Annotated in this window: 23 protein-coding genes and 1 other annotated feature; of the genes, 20 read left to right on the forward strand and 3 right to left on the reverse strand. The window is 37.7% G+C overall.

The window, feature by feature from the left end; all coding sequences use genetic code 11:
* Window positions 1–40: 40 nt before the first annotated feature.
* On the reverse strand, window positions 41–1,324 hold the full coding sequence (locus tag ACLHK8_RS01795; protein ID WP_010620868.1) for an ISL3 family transposase: 1,284 nt from the start codon (window positions 1,322–1,324) through the stop codon (window positions 41–43).
* A gap of 363 nt (window positions 1,325–1,687) precedes the next feature.
* Here ACLHK8_RS01795 and ACLHK8_RS01800 point away from each other — a divergent pair, with 363 nt between their 5' ends.
* The 8 genes from ACLHK8_RS01800 (at window position 1,688) to ACLHK8_RS01835 (ending at window position 9,485) form a co-directional block, all read left to right on the forward strand.
* Window positions 1,688–3,016 carry a uracil-xanthine permease family protein gene (locus tag ACLHK8_RS01800; protein ID WP_057772068.1) on the forward strand — a complete coding sequence of 443 codons (1,329 nt, stop codon included), beginning with the start codon at window positions 1,688–1,690 and terminating at the stop codon, window positions 3,014–3,016.
* Between the two features lie 137 nt (window positions 3,017–3,153).
* Window positions 3,154–3,822, forward strand: coding sequence for a DNA-3-methyladenine glycosylase (locus ACLHK8_RS01805; protein WP_231908595.1), 669 nt, complete (start codon window positions 3,154–3,156; stop codon window positions 3,820–3,822).
* 12 nt (window positions 3,823–3,834) lie between these two features.
* A complete protein-coding gene (gene prmA, locus ACLHK8_RS01810; protein WP_057772070.1) occupies window positions 3,835–4,779 on the forward strand; it encodes a 50S ribosomal protein L11 methyltransferase in 945 nt (314 codons plus the stop codon).
* 60 nt (window positions 4,780–4,839) lie between these two features.
* Complete coding sequence (locus ACLHK8_RS01815) at window positions 4,840–5,583, forward strand: 16S rRNA (uracil(1498)-N(3))-methyltransferase (protein WP_057772072.1); 744 nt, start codon at window positions 4,840–4,842, stop codon at window positions 5,581–5,583.
* A 43-nt stretch (window positions 5,584–5,626) separates the two neighbouring features.
* The gene (locus ACLHK8_RS01820) at window positions 5,627–5,953 is read left to right on the forward strand and encodes a hypothetical protein (protein WP_063697594.1); all 327 of its coding nucleotides are present in this window, start codon (window positions 5,627–5,629) and stop codon (window positions 5,951–5,953) included.
* Between the two features lie 98 nt (window positions 5,954–6,051).
* Complete coding sequence (locus ACLHK8_RS01825) at window positions 6,052–8,286, forward strand: RelA/SpoT family protein (protein WP_063697592.1); 2,235 nt, start codon at window positions 6,052–6,054, stop codon at window positions 8,284–8,286.
* A 104-nt stretch (window positions 8,287–8,390) separates the two neighbouring features.
* A complete protein-coding gene (dtd, locus tag ACLHK8_RS01830) occupies window positions 8,391–8,843 on the forward strand; it encodes a D-aminoacyl-tRNA deacylase (RefSeq protein WP_063697590.1) in 453 nt (150 codons plus the stop codon).
* Window positions 8,844–8,855: 12 nt separating this feature from the next.
* Window positions 8,856–9,485: an HAD hydrolase-like protein gene (locus tag ACLHK8_RS01835; protein WP_063697587.1), complete on the forward strand. Its 630-nt coding sequence runs from the start codon at window positions 8,856–8,858 to the stop codon at window positions 9,483–9,485.
* On the opposite strand, the gene ACLHK8_RS01840 is transcribed toward ACLHK8_RS01835, so the two are convergent.
* Window positions 9,472–10,338 carry an N-acetylmuramoyl-L-alanine amidase gene (locus tag ACLHK8_RS01840; RefSeq protein ID WP_063697584.1) on the reverse strand — a complete coding sequence of 289 codons (867 nt, stop codon included), beginning with the start codon at window positions 10,336–10,338 and terminating at the stop codon, window positions 9,472–9,474. The two genes, ACLHK8_RS01835 and ACLHK8_RS01840, sit on opposite strands and share 14 nt — an antisense overlap.
* 124 nt (window positions 10,339–10,462) lie before the next feature.
* Window positions 10,463–10,643: a binding site (T-box leader), on the forward strand.
* Between the two features lie 61 nt (window positions 10,644–10,704).
* On the opposite strand from ACLHK8_RS01840, the gene hisS reads away from it, so the two are divergent.
* From hisS to ACLHK8_RS01885, 9 genes are all read left to right on the forward strand, one after another.
* Window positions 10,705–11,997: a histidine--tRNA ligase gene (gene hisS, locus ACLHK8_RS01845; RefSeq protein ID WP_063697581.1), complete on the forward strand. Its 1,293-nt coding sequence runs from the start codon at window positions 10,705–10,707 to the stop codon at window positions 11,995–11,997.
* A 12-nt stretch (window positions 11,998–12,009) separates the two neighbouring features.
* The gene (gene aspS, locus ACLHK8_RS01850) at window positions 12,010–13,800 is read left to right on the forward strand and encodes an aspartate--tRNA ligase (protein ID WP_320532093.1); all 1,791 of its coding nucleotides are present in this window, start codon (window positions 12,010–12,012) and stop codon (window positions 13,798–13,800) included.
* 147 nt (window positions 13,801–13,947) lie between these two features.
* On the forward strand, window positions 13,948–14,478 hold the full coding sequence (gene msrA, locus ACLHK8_RS01855; protein WP_057772092.1) for a peptide-methionine (S)-S-oxide reductase MsrA: 531 nt from the start codon (window positions 13,948–13,950) through the stop codon (window positions 14,476–14,478).
* A 9-nt stretch (window positions 14,479–14,487) separates the two neighbouring features.
* A complete protein-coding gene (locus tag ACLHK8_RS01860) occupies window positions 14,488–15,366 on the forward strand; it encodes a YitT family protein (RefSeq protein ID WP_057772094.1) in 879 nt (292 codons plus the stop codon).
* A 17-nt stretch (window positions 15,367–15,383) separates the two neighbouring features.
* Window positions 15,384–16,535: a CDP-glycerol glycerophosphotransferase family protein gene (locus ACLHK8_RS01865; protein WP_063697574.1), complete on the forward strand. Its 1,152-nt coding sequence runs from the start codon at window positions 15,384–15,386 to the stop codon at window positions 16,533–16,535.
* A gap of 1 nt (window position 16,536) precedes the next feature.
* Entirely contained in the window at window positions 16,537–17,733 is a 1,197-nt protein-coding gene (locus ACLHK8_RS01870) for a CDP-glycerol glycerophosphotransferase family protein (protein WP_057772099.1), read from the forward strand.
* Between the two features lie 12 nt (window positions 17,734–17,745).
* Entirely contained in the window at window positions 17,746–18,666 is a 921-nt protein-coding gene (locus tag ACLHK8_RS01875) for a deoxyribonuclease IV (protein WP_057772100.1), read from the forward strand.
* Between the two features lie 87 nt (window positions 18,667–18,753).
* A complete protein-coding gene (locus tag ACLHK8_RS01880) occupies window positions 18,754–19,239 on the forward strand; it encodes a helix-turn-helix domain-containing protein (protein ID WP_063698689.1) in 486 nt (161 codons plus the stop codon).
* A gap of 20 nt (window positions 19,240–19,259) precedes the next feature.
* A complete protein-coding gene (locus ACLHK8_RS01885) occupies window positions 19,260–20,108 on the forward strand; it encodes an IS3 family transposase (RefSeq protein WP_320531864.1) in 849 nt (282 codons plus the stop codon).
* A gap of 65 nt (window positions 20,109–20,173) precedes the next feature.
* Here ACLHK8_RS01885 and ACLHK8_RS01890 read toward each other — a convergent pair whose 3' ends face one another.
* Window positions 20,174–20,986 carry a pyruvate, water dikinase regulatory protein gene (locus tag ACLHK8_RS01890; RefSeq protein ID WP_063697547.1) on the reverse strand — a complete coding sequence of 271 codons (813 nt, stop codon included), beginning with the start codon at window positions 20,984–20,986 and terminating at the stop codon, window positions 20,174–20,176.
* Between the two features lie 204 nt (window positions 20,987–21,190).
* Between ACLHK8_RS01890 and rpsU the strand changes: the two genes are divergently transcribed.
* The 3 genes from rpsU (at window position 21,191) to ACLHK8_RS01905 (ending at window position 22,919) form a co-directional block, all read left to right on the forward strand.
* The gene (rpsU, locus tag ACLHK8_RS01895; protein ID WP_056985993.1) at window positions 21,191–21,376 is read left to right on the forward strand and encodes a 30S ribosomal protein S21; all 186 of its coding nucleotides are present in this window, start codon (window positions 21,191–21,193) and stop codon (window positions 21,374–21,376) included.
* A gap of 72 nt (window positions 21,377–21,448) precedes the next feature.
* Window positions 21,449–21,892 carry a GatB/YqeY domain-containing protein gene (locus ACLHK8_RS01900; protein ID WP_063697544.1) on the forward strand — a complete coding sequence of 148 codons (444 nt, stop codon included), beginning with the start codon at window positions 21,449–21,451 and terminating at the stop codon, window positions 21,890–21,892.
* A gap of 58 nt (window positions 21,893–21,950) precedes the next feature.
* A complete protein-coding gene (locus ACLHK8_RS01905; RefSeq protein ID WP_057772107.1) occupies window positions 21,951–22,919 on the forward strand; it encodes a PhoH family protein in 969 nt (322 codons plus the stop codon).
* Window position 22,920 lies beyond the last annotated feature (1 nt).

Genomic DNA, 22,920 nt, shown 5'->3' on the forward strand with positions numbered 1-22,920 from the left:
CAAATCCTGTTGATAGATGAATTTGGGACACTGTTAGAAGTTATGCAACTTCTAACAGTGTCTTTTTGTTTGGTTTGGTTCTCATTTGTTGTAATTTAACTCTTGAAACTAAGTGGTGATAATTTCGGAAACCGAAGGCAGTTCTTTGAATTTGCTTAATCATTCTATTGATCCCTTCAATTGGACCATTAGAATACTTTGATTCACTGGCATTGAGGACTATTTCAAGATTCTTTTTAAATGTGGTTAAAACATCTTTCATTTGCGAGCTAAGCTTATCGTTGTTATATAAATATTGAACAAGACCATCTTTGTCGTGATTTTTAAGACATATCATAATGCCTTGCATGGCGTTATAAGTATTTAACAGTCTTTCATCAACATCTAGACCTAACTGAACTCTTTCGAGTTGAGTTACTTGTTTCCTAAGGTGTCGATCGAAAAATGTTTTTTTAATCTCAAGCTCATCGAAGTGTTTTAAATAAAGTTTCCAGGAGAATTTAAGCATCCGATATTCCTTGGATTGTTTCTTGTATTCTTTCATAATTTGAACGCGACTTTGGTTAAAAGATCTAGTCATCATCGCAACAATATGAAAACGATCGACAATTATTTTGGCATTTGGAAATACCAATCTGGCGATATCTTGATAGTAACTATTAAGGTCCAGAGAAACTGTCTTTACTTGCTTTCTAGCGGTGCTGTCAAACTTATTAAAGTAATCAATAATAGTTTGTTTAAAGCGATCCGGTAGGATCTGTTGAATTTCATGATCACCATCACCGTTAATACAAAGAAAGTGGAAATCGCCGCCAACACCACGAAATTCATCCATAGATAAGTGCTCAGGTAAAGAATGATAATTTCTCCGAAATAGATCATCATAGTTGTCTAAATAGCGACAAACGGTACTGGGAGAAACACTATTGTCTAAAGCAATACTAGTCTGAGTACGATCATCCTGAAGATGCATGAATATTTTTTGTCTGGTAGCTTTGGAAATATTACAATACTTATTGACGAGGTCTGTTGTTGCCATTACCGAGTTTCCACAATTTTTACAGATTAATCGTTCTTTATGAAGTTCAAGATAGACGGGCTCACTAGCGTTGGCCGACGGATATGAAACGCGTGACACATAGTGTCCGTTATGACTAAAGTTTTCAAAACCACATTGAGGACACCTTGTATAAGTGGCTTTTACATTGGCAACATAGACTTTAGCAGGTTTTGATTTTATGAATTGATGCTTATAACTGAAAAAAATAACATTTGGGTCTTTAATACTGAGTGAAAATTTTATATTATTATCTATAGGGTTCATGGTTTCTCACATCCTTTGATGATGCTGTAGTGGGTGGATTTTTTTGTGTGTGGGGACCTGTGGGCCTCTTTTTTTTTCAAAAAAATCCTGTTAATAGATTACCACATTGGTAGTTCATCAACAGGAAAAAGTATAGAGCCAAACAAACTAGTTAGCTGTTTTCGTCACAAATCAATCTTTTCTCTATCGTTAAATTTGACGTTTTCTAAAATTAAGTGTATCTTAACTTTAGCAAATCCTTTAAAGATGTCCTGTGAGACTTCAAAGGTAGTCTAGAATAAAGTTAAATCAATCCGCTTATTCTAAACCCCTTTGAGTGTGCCCATAGCTCAGAGGGGTTTTAATATTATAGGAGGGTTTTACATGGCAAAAGAAAAAGAATTTCATAATGATGATGTCGTCTTAGACATTCATGATCGGCCAACTTTAGGTCATTGGATAGGTCTGTCTATTCAACATATGTTCGCAATGTTTGGCTCAACCGTGTTAGTCCCAATTTTAGTAGGTTTGAATCCTGGAATTGCCTTATTCAGTTCCGGAGTTGGGACTTTAATTTACATATTAATTACTAAAGGAAAGATTCCGGCATATATGGGATCAAGTTTTTCTTTTATCGTGCCAATGGTCGCTTTGATGAAAACGACCGGATATCCTGGAATCGCACAAGGAACGGTTGCCGTCGGTTTAGTTTACTTAATTGTTGCCTTGATGGTCAGCGTTGTAGGATCTGATTGGATAAATAAAATTCTTCCGCCCATTGTTGTGGGGCCAATTGTGATGGTTATTGGGCTTTCTTTGGCAGGAACTGCGGCAACAGATGCCACCATGCGGACCTTAGCATCTGGGAAAACAACGTATGACTGGCGCTACTTTGTCGTTGCTCTGATAACTTTATTGGTTACGATCGGATTTAACATGTATTTGAAGGGCTTTATTAGTCTTATCCCAATTCTCCTTGGAATAGTTGTAGGTTATGTAGTGGCGGCCTTAATGGGAATTGTTGATTTTAGTGGAGTAGCTTCAGCAGCCTGGTTCTCACTTCCTAAATTTCAAGTACCATTTTTAACTTATCACTTTCATTTTTATTGGGGCGCAGTTTTAAGTTTGGCGCCAATCGCCTTTGTCACGATGACCGAACATACGGGACATATTATGGTACTAAACAAGCTAACTAAGCGGAATTTCTTTGTTGACCCTGGATTGAATCATACCTTAGCTGGTGATGGGACAGCTTCAATTATTGCCGGCCTTGTAGGTGGACCTCCAGTAACTAGTTATGGTGAAAATATCGGTGTATTAGCCATCACGAAAGTGCACAGTGTGTACGTTTTGGCCGGAGCAGGCGTATTTGCGATTATCTTTAGTTTCATTGGGAAATTAAGTGCTTTAATTCAAAGCATTCCATCCCCGGTAATTGGTGGTATAAGTTTCTTGTTGTTCGGAACCATTGCTTCAAACGGGTTACGAGTGCTAATTGATGAAAAAATTGATTTTAACATCAAACGAAATTTGATGATTGCATCCGCAATTCTGGTTATCGGAATTGGAAATGCTTATTTAAAACTTGGGCAATACCGGTTTTCTGGTTTAGCAGTTGCAACTGTTTTAGGAATTGGATTAAATCTAGTTCTTCCTCAAAAGGCAGCTAGTGAGCGGGAATTCTATGAAAAAAGAACCCAAGCAAAGAAATAGCTCAACTAAATTATTTACAGTTAAAAATTGAATTAATCATATTAATCTGGAAAGAATTTGAATGGTGCCTTGATTCAAATTCTTTTTGCTTTATCTGAATTCAAAGCTGTAAAATAAAGGAAGCAATAACTTAATAGATGAATTGGATGATTAAGATGCAAACTAGTTTTGATGAAGCACAAATTTTTTTATCAGGGAGACCAACTTCTGAAATTGCTCAAGATTTGTTGGGAAAACGCCTCGTTTTTCAAAACTCAACAGGGTTAATGAGTGCTTATATTGTTGAAGATGAAGCATATATCGGACCAATGGATCAAGCAGCACACGCTTTTCAAAGTCATCGCACACCTAAAAATGAACCTTTATATCACGAGGCAGGAACAATTTACATTTATCAGATGCGGACCCAATTACTCCTTAATCTGATTACCCAAGGTGAAAATGACCCGCAAGGAGTTTTAATTAGAGCGGTGCAACCGGTTGAAGGACTTGTGAATTTTCAAAAAAATCGGCCAGTTCAACCTATTTATGAATTAACGAGTGGTCCTGGAAAACTGATGCAAGCTTTCGGAATCCCTAAATCACTAAAGGGAACTTTGTTAAATACAGGATCTCTGTGGTTAGATTTAAACGATTTTTTAGTTCCAACAGCTATTGGACAAAGTGGCAGAATTGGCGTGCCTAATAAAGGAAAATGGACAAATGAACCTTTGCGCTATTTCGTGAAAGGTAATCCATATGTTTCACGAATGCCCAAACGTGATGTAGACTACAAACAACTAGGCTGGAAAAATGTGAATAAATAAGGAGTTTTGAAAATGAAATGGACTGAATTAAGCGTACAAACCACAAATGAAGCTGTGGATGCTGTTAGTGTTATTCTTGAAGATGCTGGATCTGATGGCGTTAAAATTGAAGATGCAGATGATTACAAAAATTTACGAGCTGGCAAGTTCGGTGAAATTTTAGACTTAGAAGATATTCCCCACATTGAAAATGGGGCCTTGGTCACCGGCTATTATGTGTCTTCAAGCGATATTAAAGCATTAGTCTCTAAAATTGAATCTCAAGTATTAGCTTTAAAAAAATTTGGTCTAAATCCTGGATCTGGGAAAGTTATTCAAAAGCCACTAGAAGAAACCGAATGGCAAACCGAATGGGAGAAATATTATCATCCAGTTAGAGTAACTCGCTATTTGACGGTGGTGCCCAGTTGGGAAAGCTATCAAAAAACTTCTCCTGAAGAAAAAATCTTAAAGTTAGATCCTGGAATGGCATTTGGAACAGGAACCCACCCGACTACCCAGTTATGTTTGCAGGCTCTAGAGATGTATCTACGCGGTGGTGAAAAGGTAATTGACGTGGGAACAGGTTCAGGAGTTTTAAGTATTGCTGCGAGCAAAATGGGAGCAAGTGAAATTAAAGCTTATGACCTTGATCAGGTTGCCGTTAATTCAGCAGTAGAAAATTTAAAGTTGAATCCGGATGTGAAAAATGTTCAACTGGGAACAAATGATTTATTGGCAGGTATTCAAGCCCAAGCTGATATTGTCGTGGCCAATATTTTGGCCGAGATTATTGTCCCTCTAGTTCCGCAGGCGAAGGCTTGTCTGAAACCTAATGGAATCTTCATTACTTCAGGGATTATAAAAGAAAAACTACCAACCGTTCTTTCGGCGCTACAGGACCAAAAATTTAAAATAATTGAAATTCTCCAAATGAAAGATTGGCGAGCAGTAGTTGCACAAATACCCACAGATTAGCACTAAAAATGATAGGATAAACATTTAAAAAACTACCAATAAAATTAGAGGCGAAATTAAATGCAACGATATTTTACAGACCAACCAATTCAACTACAAGAAGTTTTTTCTGTAACGGGAGATACTTTTCACCACTTGGTTCGAGTAATGCGTGCCAAGGAGAATGAGCAGGCCGAATTTGTAGCTGCTAATCATCAAGTCTTTCTTGGAAAAATTAAAAGTATTGATGAAAAATCAGCAGAGATTTTGCCAGTTAAACAACTTGAACATGCTGTTGAAATGCCAATAGAAGTTACTATTGCATGTGGCTTATCAAAAGGTGAAAAAAGCGAAAAGATTGTCCAAAAGGGAACTGAGATGGGTGCTCGTCATTTTATATTTTTGCCAACAGAATTTTCAGTTGTCAAATGGCCAGCAGCAAAAATCGCCCGTAAGATTGATCGTTTACAAAAAATTGCCGTTGGAGCCGCTGAGCAATCACACCGTGCTTATATCCCTACAATCTCTTATTGTGGCAGTTTACGAGAACTTATGCAGTGGCCTGGTAAGTTTAAAATTGTTGCGTATGAAGAATCTGCAAAACAAGGGGAACATACGCAGTTGCATCATCAAATTGCTCAAATGCAGGCAAATGATGAGGTGCTCGCGCTTTTTGGCCCAGAAGGTGGTCTATCCACCCAAGAGATTAAAAAATTGACCGATGCTGCTTTTATTAGCGTCGGGTTAGGTCCTCGTATTTTGAGAGCTGAAACGGCCCCATTATATTTCTTAACAGCTATTTCCGTTTTCACCGAAATGAGGTAGAATTAGGCAATATACTTTGAGAGTCTCTACTGGAGGAATTAATTTGAATAAAACATTAGGCTTTTTTGTCCAGATAAAGTGGCGATACTGGGTTTCAGCTATAGTGCTTGGGGTTTTGTTACCTTTTATTTTACATATTACGAGTGCTTCGCATGTGTTTGTTGATCTTTGGTTTCTCATGATTATTAATACGTTGGCGGCCATCATTTTAGGTTCTTTGATTAAGGCTAACCGAGCACACTGGTTACTTTTGTGGTTATTTCCAATCTTCTTTCTAATTGGTGCTTATTTCTTCTTACCGAAGTATGGGTATTATTTTGTAATCATTTATTTAAGCACAAGTTATATTGCTTACGGGTTAACAAGCTAAGCAGGATTATTTCGTTAATTATTATATAAATCAAGTTATCATGCACAATCAGAGCATTTTATGTTCTTCTAAATTGTAGAGTCAAAGGAGGCTAAATTATGTCACAAGAACCCGTACTTTCCGCCCAAGATGTTTTAAATATGTGTCGTAAATACATGAATGCAGATCATGTGGCCTTTGTCCAAAAAGCTTGCGACTTTTCGACTTACGTTCATAAGGATCAATATCGGCAATCTGGGGAACCTTACATTATGCATCCCATTCAAGTTGCCGGTATTTTAGCAGATTTAAAAATGGATCCGGCCACAATTTGTGCTGGGTTTCTTCATGATACCGTTGAAGATACATTAATTACGCTTGGCGATATTGAAGAGCTTTTCGGTCATGATGTTGCGGTTATTGTAGACGGCGTCTCCAAAATCAGCAAAATCCGTTATAAGTCTAATCAGGAACAGCTAGCAGAAAATCACCGGAAGTTGTTGCTTGCCATGTCAAAAGATATTCGCGTAATCATTGTCAAACTAGCGGATCGCTTGCACAACATGCGCACTTTGGAACATTTACGACCTGATAAACAACGGCGAATTGCCAATGAAACATTGGAAATTTATGCACCCCTTGCAGACCGTTTAGGTATTAGTACGATTAAGTGGGAATTGGAAGATATTTCCCTCCGCTATTTAAATCCTCAGCAATATTACCGAATTGCTCATTTGATGAATTCACGGCGTGACCAACGGGAAGAATATATTGCCTTGGCGATTAGTGATATCCAAAAGGCTTTGGATGATTTAAAGGTTACAGAAGTAGATATCTACGGACGACCAAAACATATTTATTCGATTTATCGGAAGATGGTTGATCAACACAAACAGTTTAGCCAGATTTATGATTTGTTGGCTATTCGGGTGATCACCAAGTCTATCAAGGACTGCTATGCCGTTTTGGGAGCAATTCATACCCGGTGGAAACCAATGCCAGGTCGATTCAAAGATTATATTGCCATGCCTAAAGCCAATATGTATCAGTCTTTGCATACGACAGTCGTTGGCCCAGAAGGTAAACCCCTAGAAGTTCAGATTCGAACTGAAGAGATGCATCGGGTTGCTGAATATGGTGTTGCAGCTCACTGGGCTTATAAAGAAGGAAAGACCGACAAGGTTGCGGCAAGTGAAACAGGCAACAAGCTAAACTGGTTTAAAGAAATCGTTGAACTTCAGGATGAAAGCAAAGATGCGGCTGATTTTATGGATTCTGTTAAAGGGGATCTATTCGGTGATCGAGTTTATGCGTTTACGCCTAAAGGTGATGTGTTTGAACTTGCGAAGGGTTCCGGCCCACTTGACATGGCCTACACTATTCATACCGAAGTGGGTAATCATACCACGGGAGCTAAAGTAAATGGCAAAATTGTTCCATTGGATTACAAGATTAAAAATGGAGATATTGTTGATATTTTAACTTCTACAAATTCTGCCGGTCCGAGTCGTGATTGGATTAACTTAGTATCTACTAGGCGGGCTAGAAATAAAATCAAACAATTCTTCCGTCAAGAAGATCGGTCTGAAAATGTTGATAAAGGCCATGAAATTATTGAACATCAATTGCGTCAGACTGGTTTTGATCCAGTGGAGATTTTAGAGCCCGCTAAGCTGGAAAAAGTAGCGAATAAGTTACACTATACGTCAGTCAATGATATGTATGCAGCGATTGGGTTTGGTGATTTAGCACCTACAGGAGTTGCTAACCGATTAACTGATGACGTCCGTGCTAAGCAAGAAGAGGATCGAAAGCGACGAGAAGAAAAAGAGCTGCTTGAAGATCATCAAACAATTTCTAATGAAAATGAAACAGAAAAAGAACGCAAAAAGAAAAGTTCATCCAGCGGGATTATTATTGAAGGGGCAGATAACCTTCTAGTTCGCTTAAGTCATTGTTGTAATCCTGTTCCAGGTGACCCGATTGTAGGATATATTACAAAAGGCCGTGGTGTTTCAGTCCATCGAGAAGATTGTCCCAATGTCGTCAACGCGGAAGAACACGACGAACGGCTAATCGGAGTGGAATGGGCAGACCCCAATGATTCACATAATAATTATGCGGCGGACTTGGAAGTCCAAGGGTATAATCGTAACGGAATGTTGAACGACATTTTGAAAAAAGTGAATAACACAACCCGTTATTTGAATTCTGTAAACGGAAAAGTTGATCATAATCGGATGGTTACGATCAGTTTAACTGTGGGGGTTCGAAACTTGGATCATTTGAATCATATTATGGATAATTTAAAAATAGTGAAAGACGTTTATGTTGTGGAACGGCCATCGCATTAAAAATAAAACCTGAAATTCAAATGGAATTCGACTTTGATGAGATCGAACAACTTTGGTTTTCGGGTTTTTTTGATAAAAATTAGGCATGGATGGAGAGATTAAAAATGAAAGTTGTTTTACAGCGGGTTAAACAGGCGCAGGTTTCCATTGAACACAAGGTAGTGGGAAAAATTGGCCAAGGCTATTTATTGCTGGTTGGTTTTGAGAATCAAGATACGGAACAAGAACTTGATTATCTAGTTCATAAAATAATTAATTTACGAGTTTTTGAAGATCAAAATCAGAAAATGAATTTAAATATCAAACAGGTGGAAGGTCAGATTCTTTCTGTTTCCCAATTCACACTTTATGCAAATACTAGACATGGCAACCGGCCAAGTTTCACTGAGGCAGGGGACCCACAAAAAGCTGCAGATTTGTACCAAGCCTTTAACAAAAAGCTTTCGGAAACTGGCTTAAAAGTTGGCACAGGTGAGTTTGGCGCTGATATGCAAGTTGAACTATGTAACGATGGACCAGTGACAATTATTTTTGATACTGATCAGTTACAGAAATAAAGGAGGTTAACGATGGATTTATTCTGGGATTTTGACGGCACACTATTTGATACGTATCCGATCATGGTTAAAAGTCTCAAACAAGCATTAGAAGTCAACGGGATCACTGACCAGAAGGCACACGACCTATATTGGCAAATGCGTCAGGGCTCATTAGGGGAAACTTTAAAAAGTTTGGCATCGACCTATAATTTAAATTACACAACTTTAGAAAGTACCTACCGGACCAACGAAGCTCAGCTATTAGAGAAAGCACAACCTTTTGATCGGGCCTATGAAGTTTGTCAAAAAAATATTCAAAAAAATGGCCGTAATTTTTTATTAACACATCGAGATATTCAGGCAAAAGGGTTAATGCAGCACCATGGGTTTGACTCTCTTTTTAGTGGGGGAGTTACTGGTACGGATAAGTTCCCAAGAAAACCAGATCCTGCTTCCTTAAATTTCTTGATCAAAAAATTTCAGACAGAAAAAAAGACTGCCATCATGATTGGTGATCGCAATCTTGATATTTTGGCAGCCCATAATGCTGATATAAAGGGAATTCTATTTGATCCTGATCATTTAATTCAGGTTACTAGTCAGCCAGAGAAAAGGGTTAAAAATTTAGCTGAATTATTGCCTCTTATTATTTCTCACTAAAGAAATTTGTTAAACCACTTGTCACCGCAGAAGCCACTTGTTTGCGATAAGTTTCCGTTCTAATTTGTTTAAAATCTTTGGCGGTATTGATATAGCCACCTTCAATAAGTAAGGCAGGTTGGGTATTGTCCCGTGTAACTTCGAAATCACCAAATTGGACGCCACGATTATTTAAGCTAATTTTAGTTTTGAGCTGGGTGTTTACCATCTCGGCCAGTTTCAATGATGTTTCTTTATGATAATAATAAGTGGTATCGCCAGAGCCTGAATCATTTTCAGGTGCTGAATCGTAATGAAAACTAATGAACGCATCTGCTTTCTTTTCATTAGACAAATTTGCTCTTGCCGCTAATCCGACATAAGTATCAGTAGATCGAGTCAGGAAAACGCGAGCACCTTGGTCTTCTAAGGATTTTTTTACCACCTTTGCGGTTTTTAGAGTGTAGGTTTTTTCTTCATTTTTTTGGTTAATACCTAAAGCACCGGAATCATTGCCGCCATGGCCGGGATCAAGGACAATGGTCGCTTCAGATAGCTTAGTTGCCTGTTTGAAACCAAATTTCCGATTCGTAAGCCAACTAGGAATCCAGCCAAGTTTCTGGTCATTATAACGAACGCGCAGCCACCCGTTTTTCTTTTTTAAAACAGTTACGCGTTTACCAGAGTTTAAGGTGCCCATTTGCGAATAGGATAGCGATGGCCCATTGCGTACTGCAACATTATCTAAGCCTACACGTACGGTTTTACTAGAAAAAAGTGCGTGTGTAAAAGTAATTGTTGCAATGAGAAAAACTAAAATGAGTAAAATTTGAAGTCGATTGTTTTTAACTGAGGTACGAATATTTGTGTACATAGGTTCCTCTCCTAAATGAAATTCTTCTCATTATTATATACCAGATAGCCCACAAAAAGGGATATTTCTGGAAGAACCCTTGACAGGACAAAGATAGTTTAGTAATTTTAATGGTAGTTTAATATTAAAACCAAAGACAAAGAATAGTAGGTGTTTTTCCTTTTCAGAGAGCCCAAGGTTGCTGCGATTGGGTAAAGGAATCATTCGAAGACACTTTCGAGGTGAATCTAATTTTAGATTCCGTTGCAAAACGTTAACTATAATGAGTAAATAATTAAGGTGGTACCGCGCCGCGCGCCCTTGTAAATAACAAGGGCGTTTTTTATTGTTTTCAGATCGGATTTACATATCTAGGAGGAATTTAACATGAAATATCAACGTCCAAAAGGTACAGCGGACATCTTACCTGATGAAGCTGTGGCATGGAGCTACATCGAAACTACCGCAAAGAAATTATTTGATAACTATCGATTCCACGAAATTCGCACCCCAATTTTTGAAAACTTTGAAGTGTTTTCAAGAAGTGCTGGAGATACATCTGATATTGTGACTAAAGAGATGTATGATTTCCGTGACAAAGGGGATCGCCATATTACCTTACGTCCAGAAGGCACTGCCGGGGTTGTACGTGCATTTGTTGAAAACAAACTTTATGGGCCAGAACACATCAAACCAGTTAAACTCTATTATACGGGGCCAATGTTCCGTTACGAACGTCCACAATCAGGGCGGTTACGTGAATTTCACCAAATTGGAGTTGAAGCGTTTGGTAGTGAAAGTCCTAATTTGGATGTTGAAGTTATTTCAATGGGAATGCAACTTCTCAAAAAACTTGGCATTCATAATTTGAAACTAGTTATTAATACGTTAGGCGACCAGGCGACCCGCGAAGCTTATCGTGCCGCTTTGATTGCTTATTTAGAACCACATTTTGACGAGTTAAGTGACGATTCTAAGGTCCGCTTACACAAAAATCCTTTGCGTGTACTTGATAGTAAAGATAAGGATGATCAAAAACTTGTGGCAGATGCGCCTTCAATTTTGGATTATCTATCACCTGAATCTGCGAGCCATTTCGAAACCGTTAAAAATCTTTTAAAAGCTTTGAATATTGATTATACCGTTGACGCATCCATGGTTCGCGGCTTGGATTATTACAATCACACAATCTTTGAAATCATGGCTAACGATAAGGCTCTTGGAAAAGGCGATGTGACCGTTTGTGCTGGTGGCCGTTATAATGGCCTCGTTGAAGAGCTTGGTGGCCCTGAGACACCAGGAATTGGGTTTGGATTGGGCGTTGAACGTTTGTTGTTACTTATGCAGGCTCAAAATGCTCCATTACCAGCAATTAATCCTTTAGATGTATACGTTGTTGGCATTGGTGACGAAACAAAAGCTGAAACTTTAAAAATTGTCGAAAAGATTCGCAGCAATGGTTTTAGTGCTGATCAGGATTATTTAGATCGAAAACCTAAGGCGCAGTTTAAAACGGCTGATCGTCTAAATACCAAAATTGTCATCACCATTGGAAACGATGAATTAACAAACAAAGTCGTTAACTTAAAAGTGATGGCAACAGGTGATGAACAAAAAGTTAAATTAGAAGATGTTTACAAGAACTTTCCAGAATTATTTGGTAAGTTTTTAGAAAAGTAGGGAGATCATAAAATGAAACGAACAACATATGCCGGATTGGTTAATAAGCAGTATTTAGATCAAAAAATTGTTTTGAAGGGCTGGGTCCAGAAACGTCGGGATCTAGGAAATTTGATTTTTATTGATTTGCGGGACCGGGAAGGCATCGTCCAGTTGGTTTTTAGCAAGGAATTTTCTGAATCAGCCTTGGCCGTTGCAGATCAATTACGAAGCGAGTATGTTATTGAGATTAACGGTAAAGTTGTTCCACGTTCTGAAAAAGAAATTAATCCCAAAATGAAGACTGGCGAGGTTGAAGTCGAGGTATATGAAGCCAAGATTTTAAACAAGGCTAAAACACCACCTTTTTACATTCAAGATAACATCAATGTCTCTGATGAATTACGCCTAAAATATCGTTATTTAGACTTACGCCGTCCCGAAATGCAACGTGGATTAATGATCCGTAACCGCATCACACAGGCCGTTCATAGTTATTTTGATTCAGAAGGCTTCGTTGACATTGAAACCCCAGATTTAACAAAATCTACTCCAGAAGGAGCCCGCGATTACTTAGTTCCTTCACGATTATATGCTGGTCATTTTTATGCGTTACCTCAATCTCCTCAACTATTTAAGCAGTTACTGATGGGAGCTGGTTTTGACCGCTACTATCAAATTGCCCGTTGTTTCCGTGACGAAGATCTTCGTGGTGATCGTCAACCCGAATTTACCCAGATTGATATGGAAACGAGTTTCTTAGATGCTGAAGAAATCCAGGACTTAACTGAAGGCTTAATTGCTAAAGTTATGAAGGATACTTTAAACATCGATGTCAAACTCCCATTTGATCGGATTACTTGGAATGAGTCAATGGCCCGTTTTGGAACTGACCAACCTGATTTACGATTTGGAATGGAATTGAAAGATCTTTCAGATATTATGAAAGATTCTGAATTTAAAGTATTTTCTGGTGCTGTCGAAAAAGGCGGTCAAGTTAAAGCAATTGCAGTTCCAGGTGGAGCAGACCTCTATTCTCGTAAAGCAATCGATAAGTATACAGAATACATCGAACGCTTTGGTGCTAAAGGTTTAGCCTGGCTTAAAGTTACAGATGATAGCTTTTCTGGCCCAATTGCGAAGTTTTTCAAAGATGATGCTATTCGGGATCAAATTTTGACTGCCACTGAGGCTAAAGTAGGCGACTTACTCCTGTTTGTCGCTGACCGGACAAAAGTTTTAGCAGATACTTTGTCATACTTGCGCGTAGCAATTGCCAAAGAACAGAACATGATTCCCAAGAATAAGTTTGCCTATGTTTGGGTTGTAGATTGGCCACTGTTTGAATACGATGAAGGGGATAAACGTTGGGTACCAGCTCATCATCCTTTCACTATGCCAAACGAAGAAGACGTGCATTATTTGATGAATGACGATGAAGATGCCCATAAGGCCCACGCCCAAAGCTATGATATTATTTTAAATGGTTTGGAATTAGGTGGTGGCTCAATTCGTATTCACCAACACGATCTTCAAGAAAAAATGTTGGAAGCCCTTGGATTTACTAAAGAACGTGCGGAACAAAGTTTTGGTTACTTATTAGAAGCTTTGGATACTGGTTTCCCACCTCATGGCGGTTTAGCAATCGGCTTAGATCGTTTTGCCCGCTTATTGGCTGACCGTGATAATATTCGTGATGTTATCGCCTTTCCAAAGAATTCCAAAGCCATTGAACCAATGACATCAGCTCCTCGTCCAGTTGCCGAAAAACAGTTACAAGAATTACATTTATTTTCTGTTAACGAAAATGATCAAAATAAATAATTAAAATGATTATCAGCCGCGTAATGGAGGACGTTACCGGCTGATTTTAGGTTTAAAGCCAAAACAACAGAAATAGCTTGGCGATTATGATACGATATAAGCTAAAAGAAACAATTTCTTATTAAATTTAAAATGGAGATGGCTATTATGAGTGAAGAAGAAACCGCAATATTTGCAGGTGGTTGTTTTTGGTGCATGGTTCAGCCATTTGACTCTTTACCAGGCATCAGTAAGGTAGTTTCAGGTTACACAGGTGGACATACCGTCAATCCTACTTATGAAGAAGTAAAATCTCACCAAACCGGACACACAGAGGCTGTTAAAATTTCTTTTGATCCAAAAGTGATGTCTTATCAAAAACTGGTTCAAATTTATTGGCAGCAAACGGATCCTACAGATGCAATGGGGCAGTTTCAAGATCGCGGAGATAATTATCGCCCGGTCATTTTTGTGAATAGTCCCAAACAACGTAAAATTGCTGAACAATCTAAAAAAGATTTACAAAATCGAGAACAATTTGATAAACCAATTGTGACTACAATTGAAGATGTCGTTCCATTTTATCCAGCGGAAGAAGCTCATCAGGACTTTTACCAAAAAAATCCTGATGCTTATAAGCAACAAGAAGCTGGTGGGCGAGAAGCATTTAAAAAAGCAAATTGGGAAAAGGAGAATTAATTACCTTTCATGGATAAACAGTTTAAAAAGATTGCCAAACGTCATCAGTATTCAACTTTAGCTGGAACTGCTTTTATTTACGCTATTTTGGTCTCTATTGCGATGAATTTCTTTTGGACTCCGGGTAAAATTTACGCCTCAGGAATTACTGGATTTGCACAACTGGTTTCAACATTAAGTGGTCGTTATCTATCATTTAACTTATCAACCGCCCTAATGCTTTTTGTGCTAAATGTACCTCTGTTCTTTCTAGCTTGGCGTCAAATTGGTCATCGATTTACATTATTTACCATTCTTTCTGTTGGTTTGGCTAGTATCATGATCAAAGTTTTGCATCCCATGACCTTAACAACGGATCCCATTATTTGCGCTATTTTTGGAGGTGCTGTAAATGGTTACGGAACCGGATTAGCCTTAAAAAATGGGCTTTCCACTGGTGGGTTAGATATTTTAGGAATGGTCATTCGCAAGCGGACAGGTAAGAGTATTGGCACAATCAATATTGTTTTTAATGCCATGATTGTTTGTGCAGCTGGTTTTATCTACGGTTGGCCATTTGCGTTTTATTCTGCAATTGGGTTAATTGTAAATGCCAAGATTATGGACATGACCTATACGCGACAACAAAAAATGCAGGTAATGATCGTGACTGATCGTCCTAAGAGTGTGATTGATAGCGTTCAGAACCATATGCGGCGGGGGATTACCATTGTTCACGGTGCTGAGGGTGCCTACAATCATAATCAAAAAACGATTTTGTTCACCATAATTTCTCGGTACGAAATGAGTGATCTGGAGATGGCAATGAAAGAATCGGATCCAAAGGCGTTTGTAAGTATCTCAGGAAGTGTCACTATTCTGGGGCATTTTTACGAACCTTCACTTTAAACAAAGAGGAAAGAAACATGAAAATAATTTATACATTTCTTGTTCGACTCTGTTCATTACTCTTTATATGGCAAAAAAAATCACAAATTAGCTATCTAATGAGTTTTGGGAATAATCAAGATTTTGTCCGTCAACTCGCAAAACAAGTGAATCCAAGAACGCTTCATGTTTATTATCAAAAAGAAGTAAGCCAAAGCATTGTCCCACTGAAAAATGTGGCTAACATTCGATTTTCTGTTCTTGATAACGGTCCGCAATTATTTTTAAAAGTAATCCCCGGGTTGATGCGCAGTAAATTGATTGTTATTGATAATTATTTTCCTTTTTTGGGGTCTTTGTCTAAAACCAAAAATATAAGAATTTCACAAATATGGCATGCAAATGGCGCCATTAAGGAATTCGGTTTTAATGATCCAATGACAAGTCAACGAACCGCGTCTGATCAAATCCGTTTTCAACGCGTTTATAACGCTATGGATGATATTGTGGTTGGCTCAGAAAAGATGGCGGATACATTTCAACTGAATTATCGTTTGAATGGGGAACAGATTCGCCGACTTGGATATCCACGTTCGGATAAATTCTTAAACGAGAAATGGATTCATAAAGTACAAGCAACTTTTTTTGAAAACTATCCTGAATTAAAAAATAAACATTTAATTTTATATGCACCTACATACCGGAAAGATAGTCAATTTGCGTTTGCACCTGATTTTAAGAATCTGCAGCTACCGAAAAATACAATTTTAATTTTACGGTTACATCCACATTTGCAAGCCATGGAAAAGTCATGGGAAGAACGAATGCCTTTTATAACCTCCATTGATGCAAAGATTACCACTGATGAACTATTAACCGTAGTTGAAACGTTGATTACAGACTATTCTTCGATTTTATTTGATTATACCTTGCTGAAAAATGCTCGAAAAATTGGTCTTTTTACGTTCGACCAACTCGAGTTTTCCAAAACTGTTGGCTTACGATCAGATTTTTCAACGGAATTTCAGTCTATTGTAATCAAGGATGTCAATCAATTAACGGATTTTTTGGCCAAATCGGACAATAATCAAGCCATGATTGAGAAATTAAATTATGACTGGAATCAATTCAACGATGGTGCTGCTACAAAACGAACAATAAATTTTTTGTTGAAACGGAGCGACCTTTAAAATGCGTCATTTCATTACCCAACCCATAAAACTTTTGAGTCGTTATATTTTGATAGTCATTAATGAATTGCTGATTCGGTTACCGATTAAAAAGAATTTGATTATTTTTGAAAGCTTCAATGGCCAGTCCGTAAATGATAATCCAGCTGCTATTTATAAAGAAATTAAAATTCTTCATCCGGAACTTGCTTCAAATTTATTTTTTGGCATAAAGGGGAACTGTTTTTCTCAAGTTCAAAAAGATAATCCTGATGTGCAATTACTTAAGCGTTGGTCACTAAAATGGATTTTGGTCATGGCAAGAGCCAATTACTGGATTTTTAATTCGCGATTGCCATTATGGTGGCACAAAAACGCCCAGACTGTTTATGTTCAAACATGGCACGGAACGCCGCTTAAAAAATTGGGCTTGGACATTAAAAATGTTGAAATTCCGGGAACCTCTACAGAAAAATATCATCAGGATTTCAAAAAAGAAGCGGCCCGGTGGAATTATTTGATTGCACCTAACGCTTATTCTGAAACAATTTTCAAACGGGCTTTTGGGTTTAAAAATAAATTTATTCGGTCTGGATATCCCAGAAATGATGTCTTATTTACAACAAAACAAACAGAAATAAATAGTCTTAAGAAACGCCTTGTTGGTGAGAAGGTTGCACAAGTTGTTCTTTATGCACCAACTTGGCGAGATGATAATTTTATCTATAAAGGTCGCTATCGGTTTAACTTACCTTTTGATTTAAAAGAATTTTTTGAAGCTGTGCCATCGCATACAATGTTAATCATTCGTCCTCATTACTTGGTGAAGGATCACATTGATATACGGGGATTTGAAGATCGTGTCAAAATTTTGGCAGAAACCGACATTAGTCAGTTATATCTAATTAGTGATTTGTTGATTACAGATTATTCTTCTGTAATGTTTGATTTTGCTAATTTGAAACGGCCCATATTGTTTTTCCCATATGACTTAAAACATTATGCAGGCGAGCTCCGCGGCTTCTACTTTGATTATTTACGTCAGTGTCCAGGTCCCATCGTGACAAAAAGATCAGAACTGTATTCACAACTAAGAATTTTTTCAGAAAATAAAAGTTTTCCAAATTATCAAGAACAAATTAATGACTTCGAAGAAAATTTTTTGACTTGGGAACATGGGAATGCTGCAAAACAGGTTATTGAAGCGATTGGAATTTAGGAGGTAAATAAAATGTTATTAGGATCTCACGTTAGTATGAAAGCGCCAAAAATGTTTCTCGGATCTGTTGAAACCGCGGTTAGTTATCGTGCTAACATCTTCATGATTTATACAGGAGCTCCTCAAAACACCCGACGCAAGCCCATTTCTGAGCTTAATATTCCAAAAGGCCAGCAACTTATGGCCGATCATCAGATTTCAGATTTAATCATTCATGCCCCATACATTGTGAATTTGGGAAATACCAAAAAACCAGAAAGTTTTGAGTTTGGTGTAAATTTTTTGAAAGAAGAAATTAAACGTGCAGACGCCTTGGGTGCGAGCAATATTGTTTTACATCCAGGTGCCCATGTTGGCGCTGGCCCTGATTTAGCGATTGCTCAAATTGTGAAAGGGTTAAACGAAATCTTATCCGAAACTCAGCAAGTTAACATTGCCATTGAAACAATGGCTGGTAAGGGAACCGAGGTCGGAAAGACATTTGAAGAAATTGGCTCAATTGTCCACCAAGTTAAACTTCAAAGTAAAATTTCTGTTTGTTTAGATACTTGCCATACAAATGATGCGGGATACGCTATCCGTGAAGATTTTGATGGGGTACTTGAAGAGTTTGACCAAAAAATTGGTTTGGCCTATTTAAAGGTCATTCATTTAAATGATTCTAAAAATGAGCAGGGTAGTCACAAAGATCGTCACGAAAACATCGGATTAGGGACAATCGGCTTTAATGCTTTGAACACCATTGCCCATCATCCGCAACTAACGAATATTCCCAAAATCATGGAAACACCATGGGTTAAAGATCCATCAAACGCAAAGGTAAAATATGCCCCGTATGGATACGAAATTGCGATGTTAGAGCATCAAGTTTTTAATCCAAACCTGGTGTCAGACATTCTTTCTCAAAAATCAGTTGATACCTTTTTAAAATAAATAAAAAGCACTAGTGAAAGTGACCAGTTTTGGGTCAATGAACTGAACCCCGATAATTGGAGTAATCCAAATTATCGGGGTTTTGTTATGTTCTCAAAGGAAAATAAAATAAATGCAGTTTTAGAATTAACTAGTGGCCTGCCGCAAAGTATTATCATGAAAAAGTACGGTATCAAGGGCTCTGCCACTTTATATGAATGGAAACGCAGGTTAGAACAGTTCGGTGTTGAAGGTCTAAGTTTAAACCATAAGAAGACTTACTTTGATTATTCGTTTAAAATGAAAGTAATTAAATGGCGTTTAGATCAAAATGCATCCTTGCCGATAACTGCTAAGCAGTTTCGAATTAAACATCCAGCTGTAATTTGGCAATGGGAACGAGCTCTTGAACAAGGACGCCTTAATCCTAATCAAAGGCGGTCAAATACCATGTCAGATAGTAATAATGAAAAGTCTAAAAAGGAATTAGAAGAAGAAAACCGTGAATTGAGAGTTAAATTAGCTTATTTGGAAAAATTACACGCCTTGGTTCAGAAAAAGAAAGCATTAAAAACCAGGAAAAAGCACAAATAGTTGCTGAATTAAGGCGTGATTTGAACGAAGTGCTTAGCTTTATTTTAAAAGTTGTCGGTATGTCAAGTAGTAGTTATCATGATGCACTTAACCGACAATATAAAACTAATTATTCCCAGGACTTAGTGGATGAAATTCTTCAAATTAGACAAGATAATCCAGATTTCGGGTATCGTACGGTTACCGATGCATTAAGGAACAACGGTAAAATTGTTAACCATAAAGTGGTATTAAAGATCATGAAACAAAATGACGTGCTTTGTCATGCTTTTGATCGAAAAACTAGAAAATATAATTCTTATCGAGGTACTGTTGGTAAACTTGCTAAAAACAAACTGAATCGCAGATTCAATACGGATCGACCTTATCAAAAAGTAGTGACCGATGTGACTGAAGTTCGCTGGGGTTCTGGTTCGATTTCTGAGCGTGCTTATTTTACTTCATTTGTTGATCTTTACAGTAACGAGATATTGTCATGGAATATTGGTCTTAGCCCTAATGTAGCGTTTGTCACAAAACCTTTAATGGATTTAATTCGTTCAAAACCACAATTACCTTATAAGATGACAATTCATTCAGATCAAGGTTTTCAATATCAGAATTATCAGTATGTTTCCAAGCTAAAGAAAAACCACATTATGCAGAGTATGAGTCGCAAAGCGACTTGTCTGGATAATGCGGTTGCTGAGAGTTGTTTCCATATTTTAAAAGTTGGAACGGTGCATAATAACCACTATTCCTCCTACGAAGAATTAAGAATAGCCATAACTGAATACGTTAGTTATTATAATAATAAAAGAATTAGAACAAAACTGGCCGGAAAAACTCCGGTACAATACCGAAACCTATCCGACCAGTTGGTTGCTTAAAATTCACTCCAAATTATGGGGTTCAGTTCACAATCTCACTAGTGCTTCTTTTTTAATTAAATTATTTATTCGTCGCTCACATCAACTTCTAGGCTTTCCATAATTAAAGTTGCTGTTTCTTCAATAGATTTGTTTGCTGTATTAATCACTAAACAGCCGATTTTTTTGAAAACGTCATCGGCGTATCCTAATTCTCGTTTAATGCCTTCAGTATTTGAATAAGATGACTCAGGATTTAAACCGTAGGAAATCATTCGCTGACGTCGAATATCATTTAAAACATCTGCCGTCGTGGTTAAACCAAAGACCTTTTTAGGATCAACCTTCCAAATTTCATCTGGAATGGACGCCTGAGGTACGAGTGGTAAATTAGCTACCTTCAATCCCTTGTTTGCGAGATAGAGCGAAAGGGGAGTTTTAGATGTTCTTGAAACTCCTAGAAGCACAATATCAGCTTTTAAGAAACCGGTTGGATCTTTGCCATCATCATAAGTGACTGCAAATTCCATGGCCGCAATCTTGTCAAAATAGCCCTCTGTTAAATTATGGACAGTCCCTGGCTCATTAGCTGCTTCAACACCTGTTTGTTGCTTAAACAACGAAATAGCAGGGGTTAAAACATCATAATAGTAAATCTTGGCCTGTTCACATTTTGATTTAGCAAATTGATTTAATGCTGGATTGACGAAAGTAGAGAAAACAATAGCTCCTTGACGTTTGGCACGCTTTAAAATACCGTCAAGTAAAGACTCTGTTTGTGTAAATGGATAACGATCAAATTCAAAGTCTTCACTAGGAAACTGAGCAGATGCAGCCTTGGCGACAGACTCAGCAGTTTCACCTACTGAATCGGAAATTACAAATATTTTTGTAGACATAATCAATCACCCTCATCCTTTTAGGGTAAGTTTACCATAGGAAATAAGGAATGAAAACGGTTTTATGCATTTTAAAATGAATTTAAGAAAACTGTGATTGATGTATTGACGGGAAAATCTATGTTATGTATAATAATAAAGAACAACGGATTTACATTAGTTAGATTCGTCTGTTACTTTAGAGCTCGGAGGGAGGGATTCAAAATGGCAAAAACAGTCGTTCGTAAAAACGAGTCACTTGATGACGCTCTTCGCCGCTTTAAACGTACAGTTTCTAAATCAGGTACTTTACAAGAATATCGCAAACGGGAATTCTACGAAAAGCCAAGTGTTAAAAAGAAGTTAAAATCAGAAGCTGCTAGAAAACGCAAAAACAAGAAGCACTTCTAAATTTTTAACGCTCCTGAGAATATCAGGAGCTTTTTTTGTACAAAAAATAAAATTTCAACAAGGAGAATACTTATGAGTTTAGTAGATACAATTACGGATGATATGAAAACAGCCATGAAAGCTCGTGATAAAGAGACATTGAGCGTTATACGAATGCTTAAGGCTGCCTTAATGAACGAAAAAGTTAAAGTTAACCATGAGCTTAGTGATGAAGAAGCCCAGGCTGTCATTGGTCGTGAATATAAACAACGAAAAGAATCTGTAGAAGAGTTTGCAAAAGGTAATCGTGACGATTTAGTTCAATCAACTGAAGCCGAGATTAAAATCGTTGAAAAATATTTACCTAAGCAACTATCCAAAGACGAAATCGAAAAAATTGTTGCTGATACAATTTCGGCAGTTGGTGCAACCAGCAGCTCTGATTTTGGTAAGGTAATGGGTGCCGTTATGCCAAAGGTTAAAGGAATAGCGGACGGAAAATTGGTAAATCAAGCAGTTAAAAGTCAACTTAGTTAATAACTTAAAATAAAAAATATTTTGCGAAAGCATGTAGTTGAGAAGGAGACAATGCGACTTGGCTGAACAAAAAACAATTGAAAAAGAATTTTTGTTGTCCAAACAAAGTGATGAGTTATCACTTCTAGGCAATCAAGATCGATTCGTACAAATCCTTGAAGAAGGAATGAGTGTTTCCATTCATCCATTTGGAGAAAAAATTACGGTCACCGGTGAATCAGAGGCTGTTGATCGAACAATCAACGTTTTTAAGAGCCTTTTATCTTTAGTCCAGCAAGGTATTCAGCTTAACACCGCAGATGTTGTGAGTGCGATGAAAATGGCGGATAAGGGTACCTTGAATTATTTTCAGGACTTGTATAAAGAAACACTTATAAAGGATAATAAAGGCAAAGCAGTCCGCGTCAAAAATTACGGTCAGCGCCAATATGTAGACTCGGTTAAACGAAATGATGTTACCTTTGGAATTGGTCCTGCCGGAACAGGGAAGACCTACTTAGCAGTTGTTATGGCAATTGCTTCTTTAAAACGCGGTGAAGTAGACAAGCTAATTTTAACTCGACCTGCTGTAGAAGCGGGGGAGAGCCTTGGGTTTCTACCGGGAGATTTAAAAGAAAAAGTTGACCCTTACTTACGACCTATTTATGATGCTTTGTATCAAATTATTGGAGCAGAACATACAACACGTTTAATGGATCGTGGTGTCATTGAGATTGCTCCTTTGGCATATATGCGGGGACGAACTTTGGATAGTGCTTTTGTGATTTTAGATGAAGCTCAAAATACAACCAGTGCGCAAATGAAGATGTTTTTGACTCGTTTGGGATTTGGGTCCAAAATGATTGTAAATGGGGATAAGACACAAATTGATTTACCACACGGGGTTCGTAGTGGGCTTGTAGAAGCTCAACGCATTTTACAAGATCTTCGTCATGTGGGCTTTGTTAATTTCAGTGCGGAAGATGTGGTTCGCCACCCGGTTGTAGCGGAAATCATAAATGCCTATGAAGGGCATAAATCAAATTAAG

Origin of the sequence: Pediococcus sp. M21F004 (assembly GCF_051122535.1) — a bacterium.
GTDB classification, from domain to species: Bacteria; Bacillota; Bacilli; order Lactobacillales; family Lactobacillaceae; genus Pediococcus; species Pediococcus inopinatus.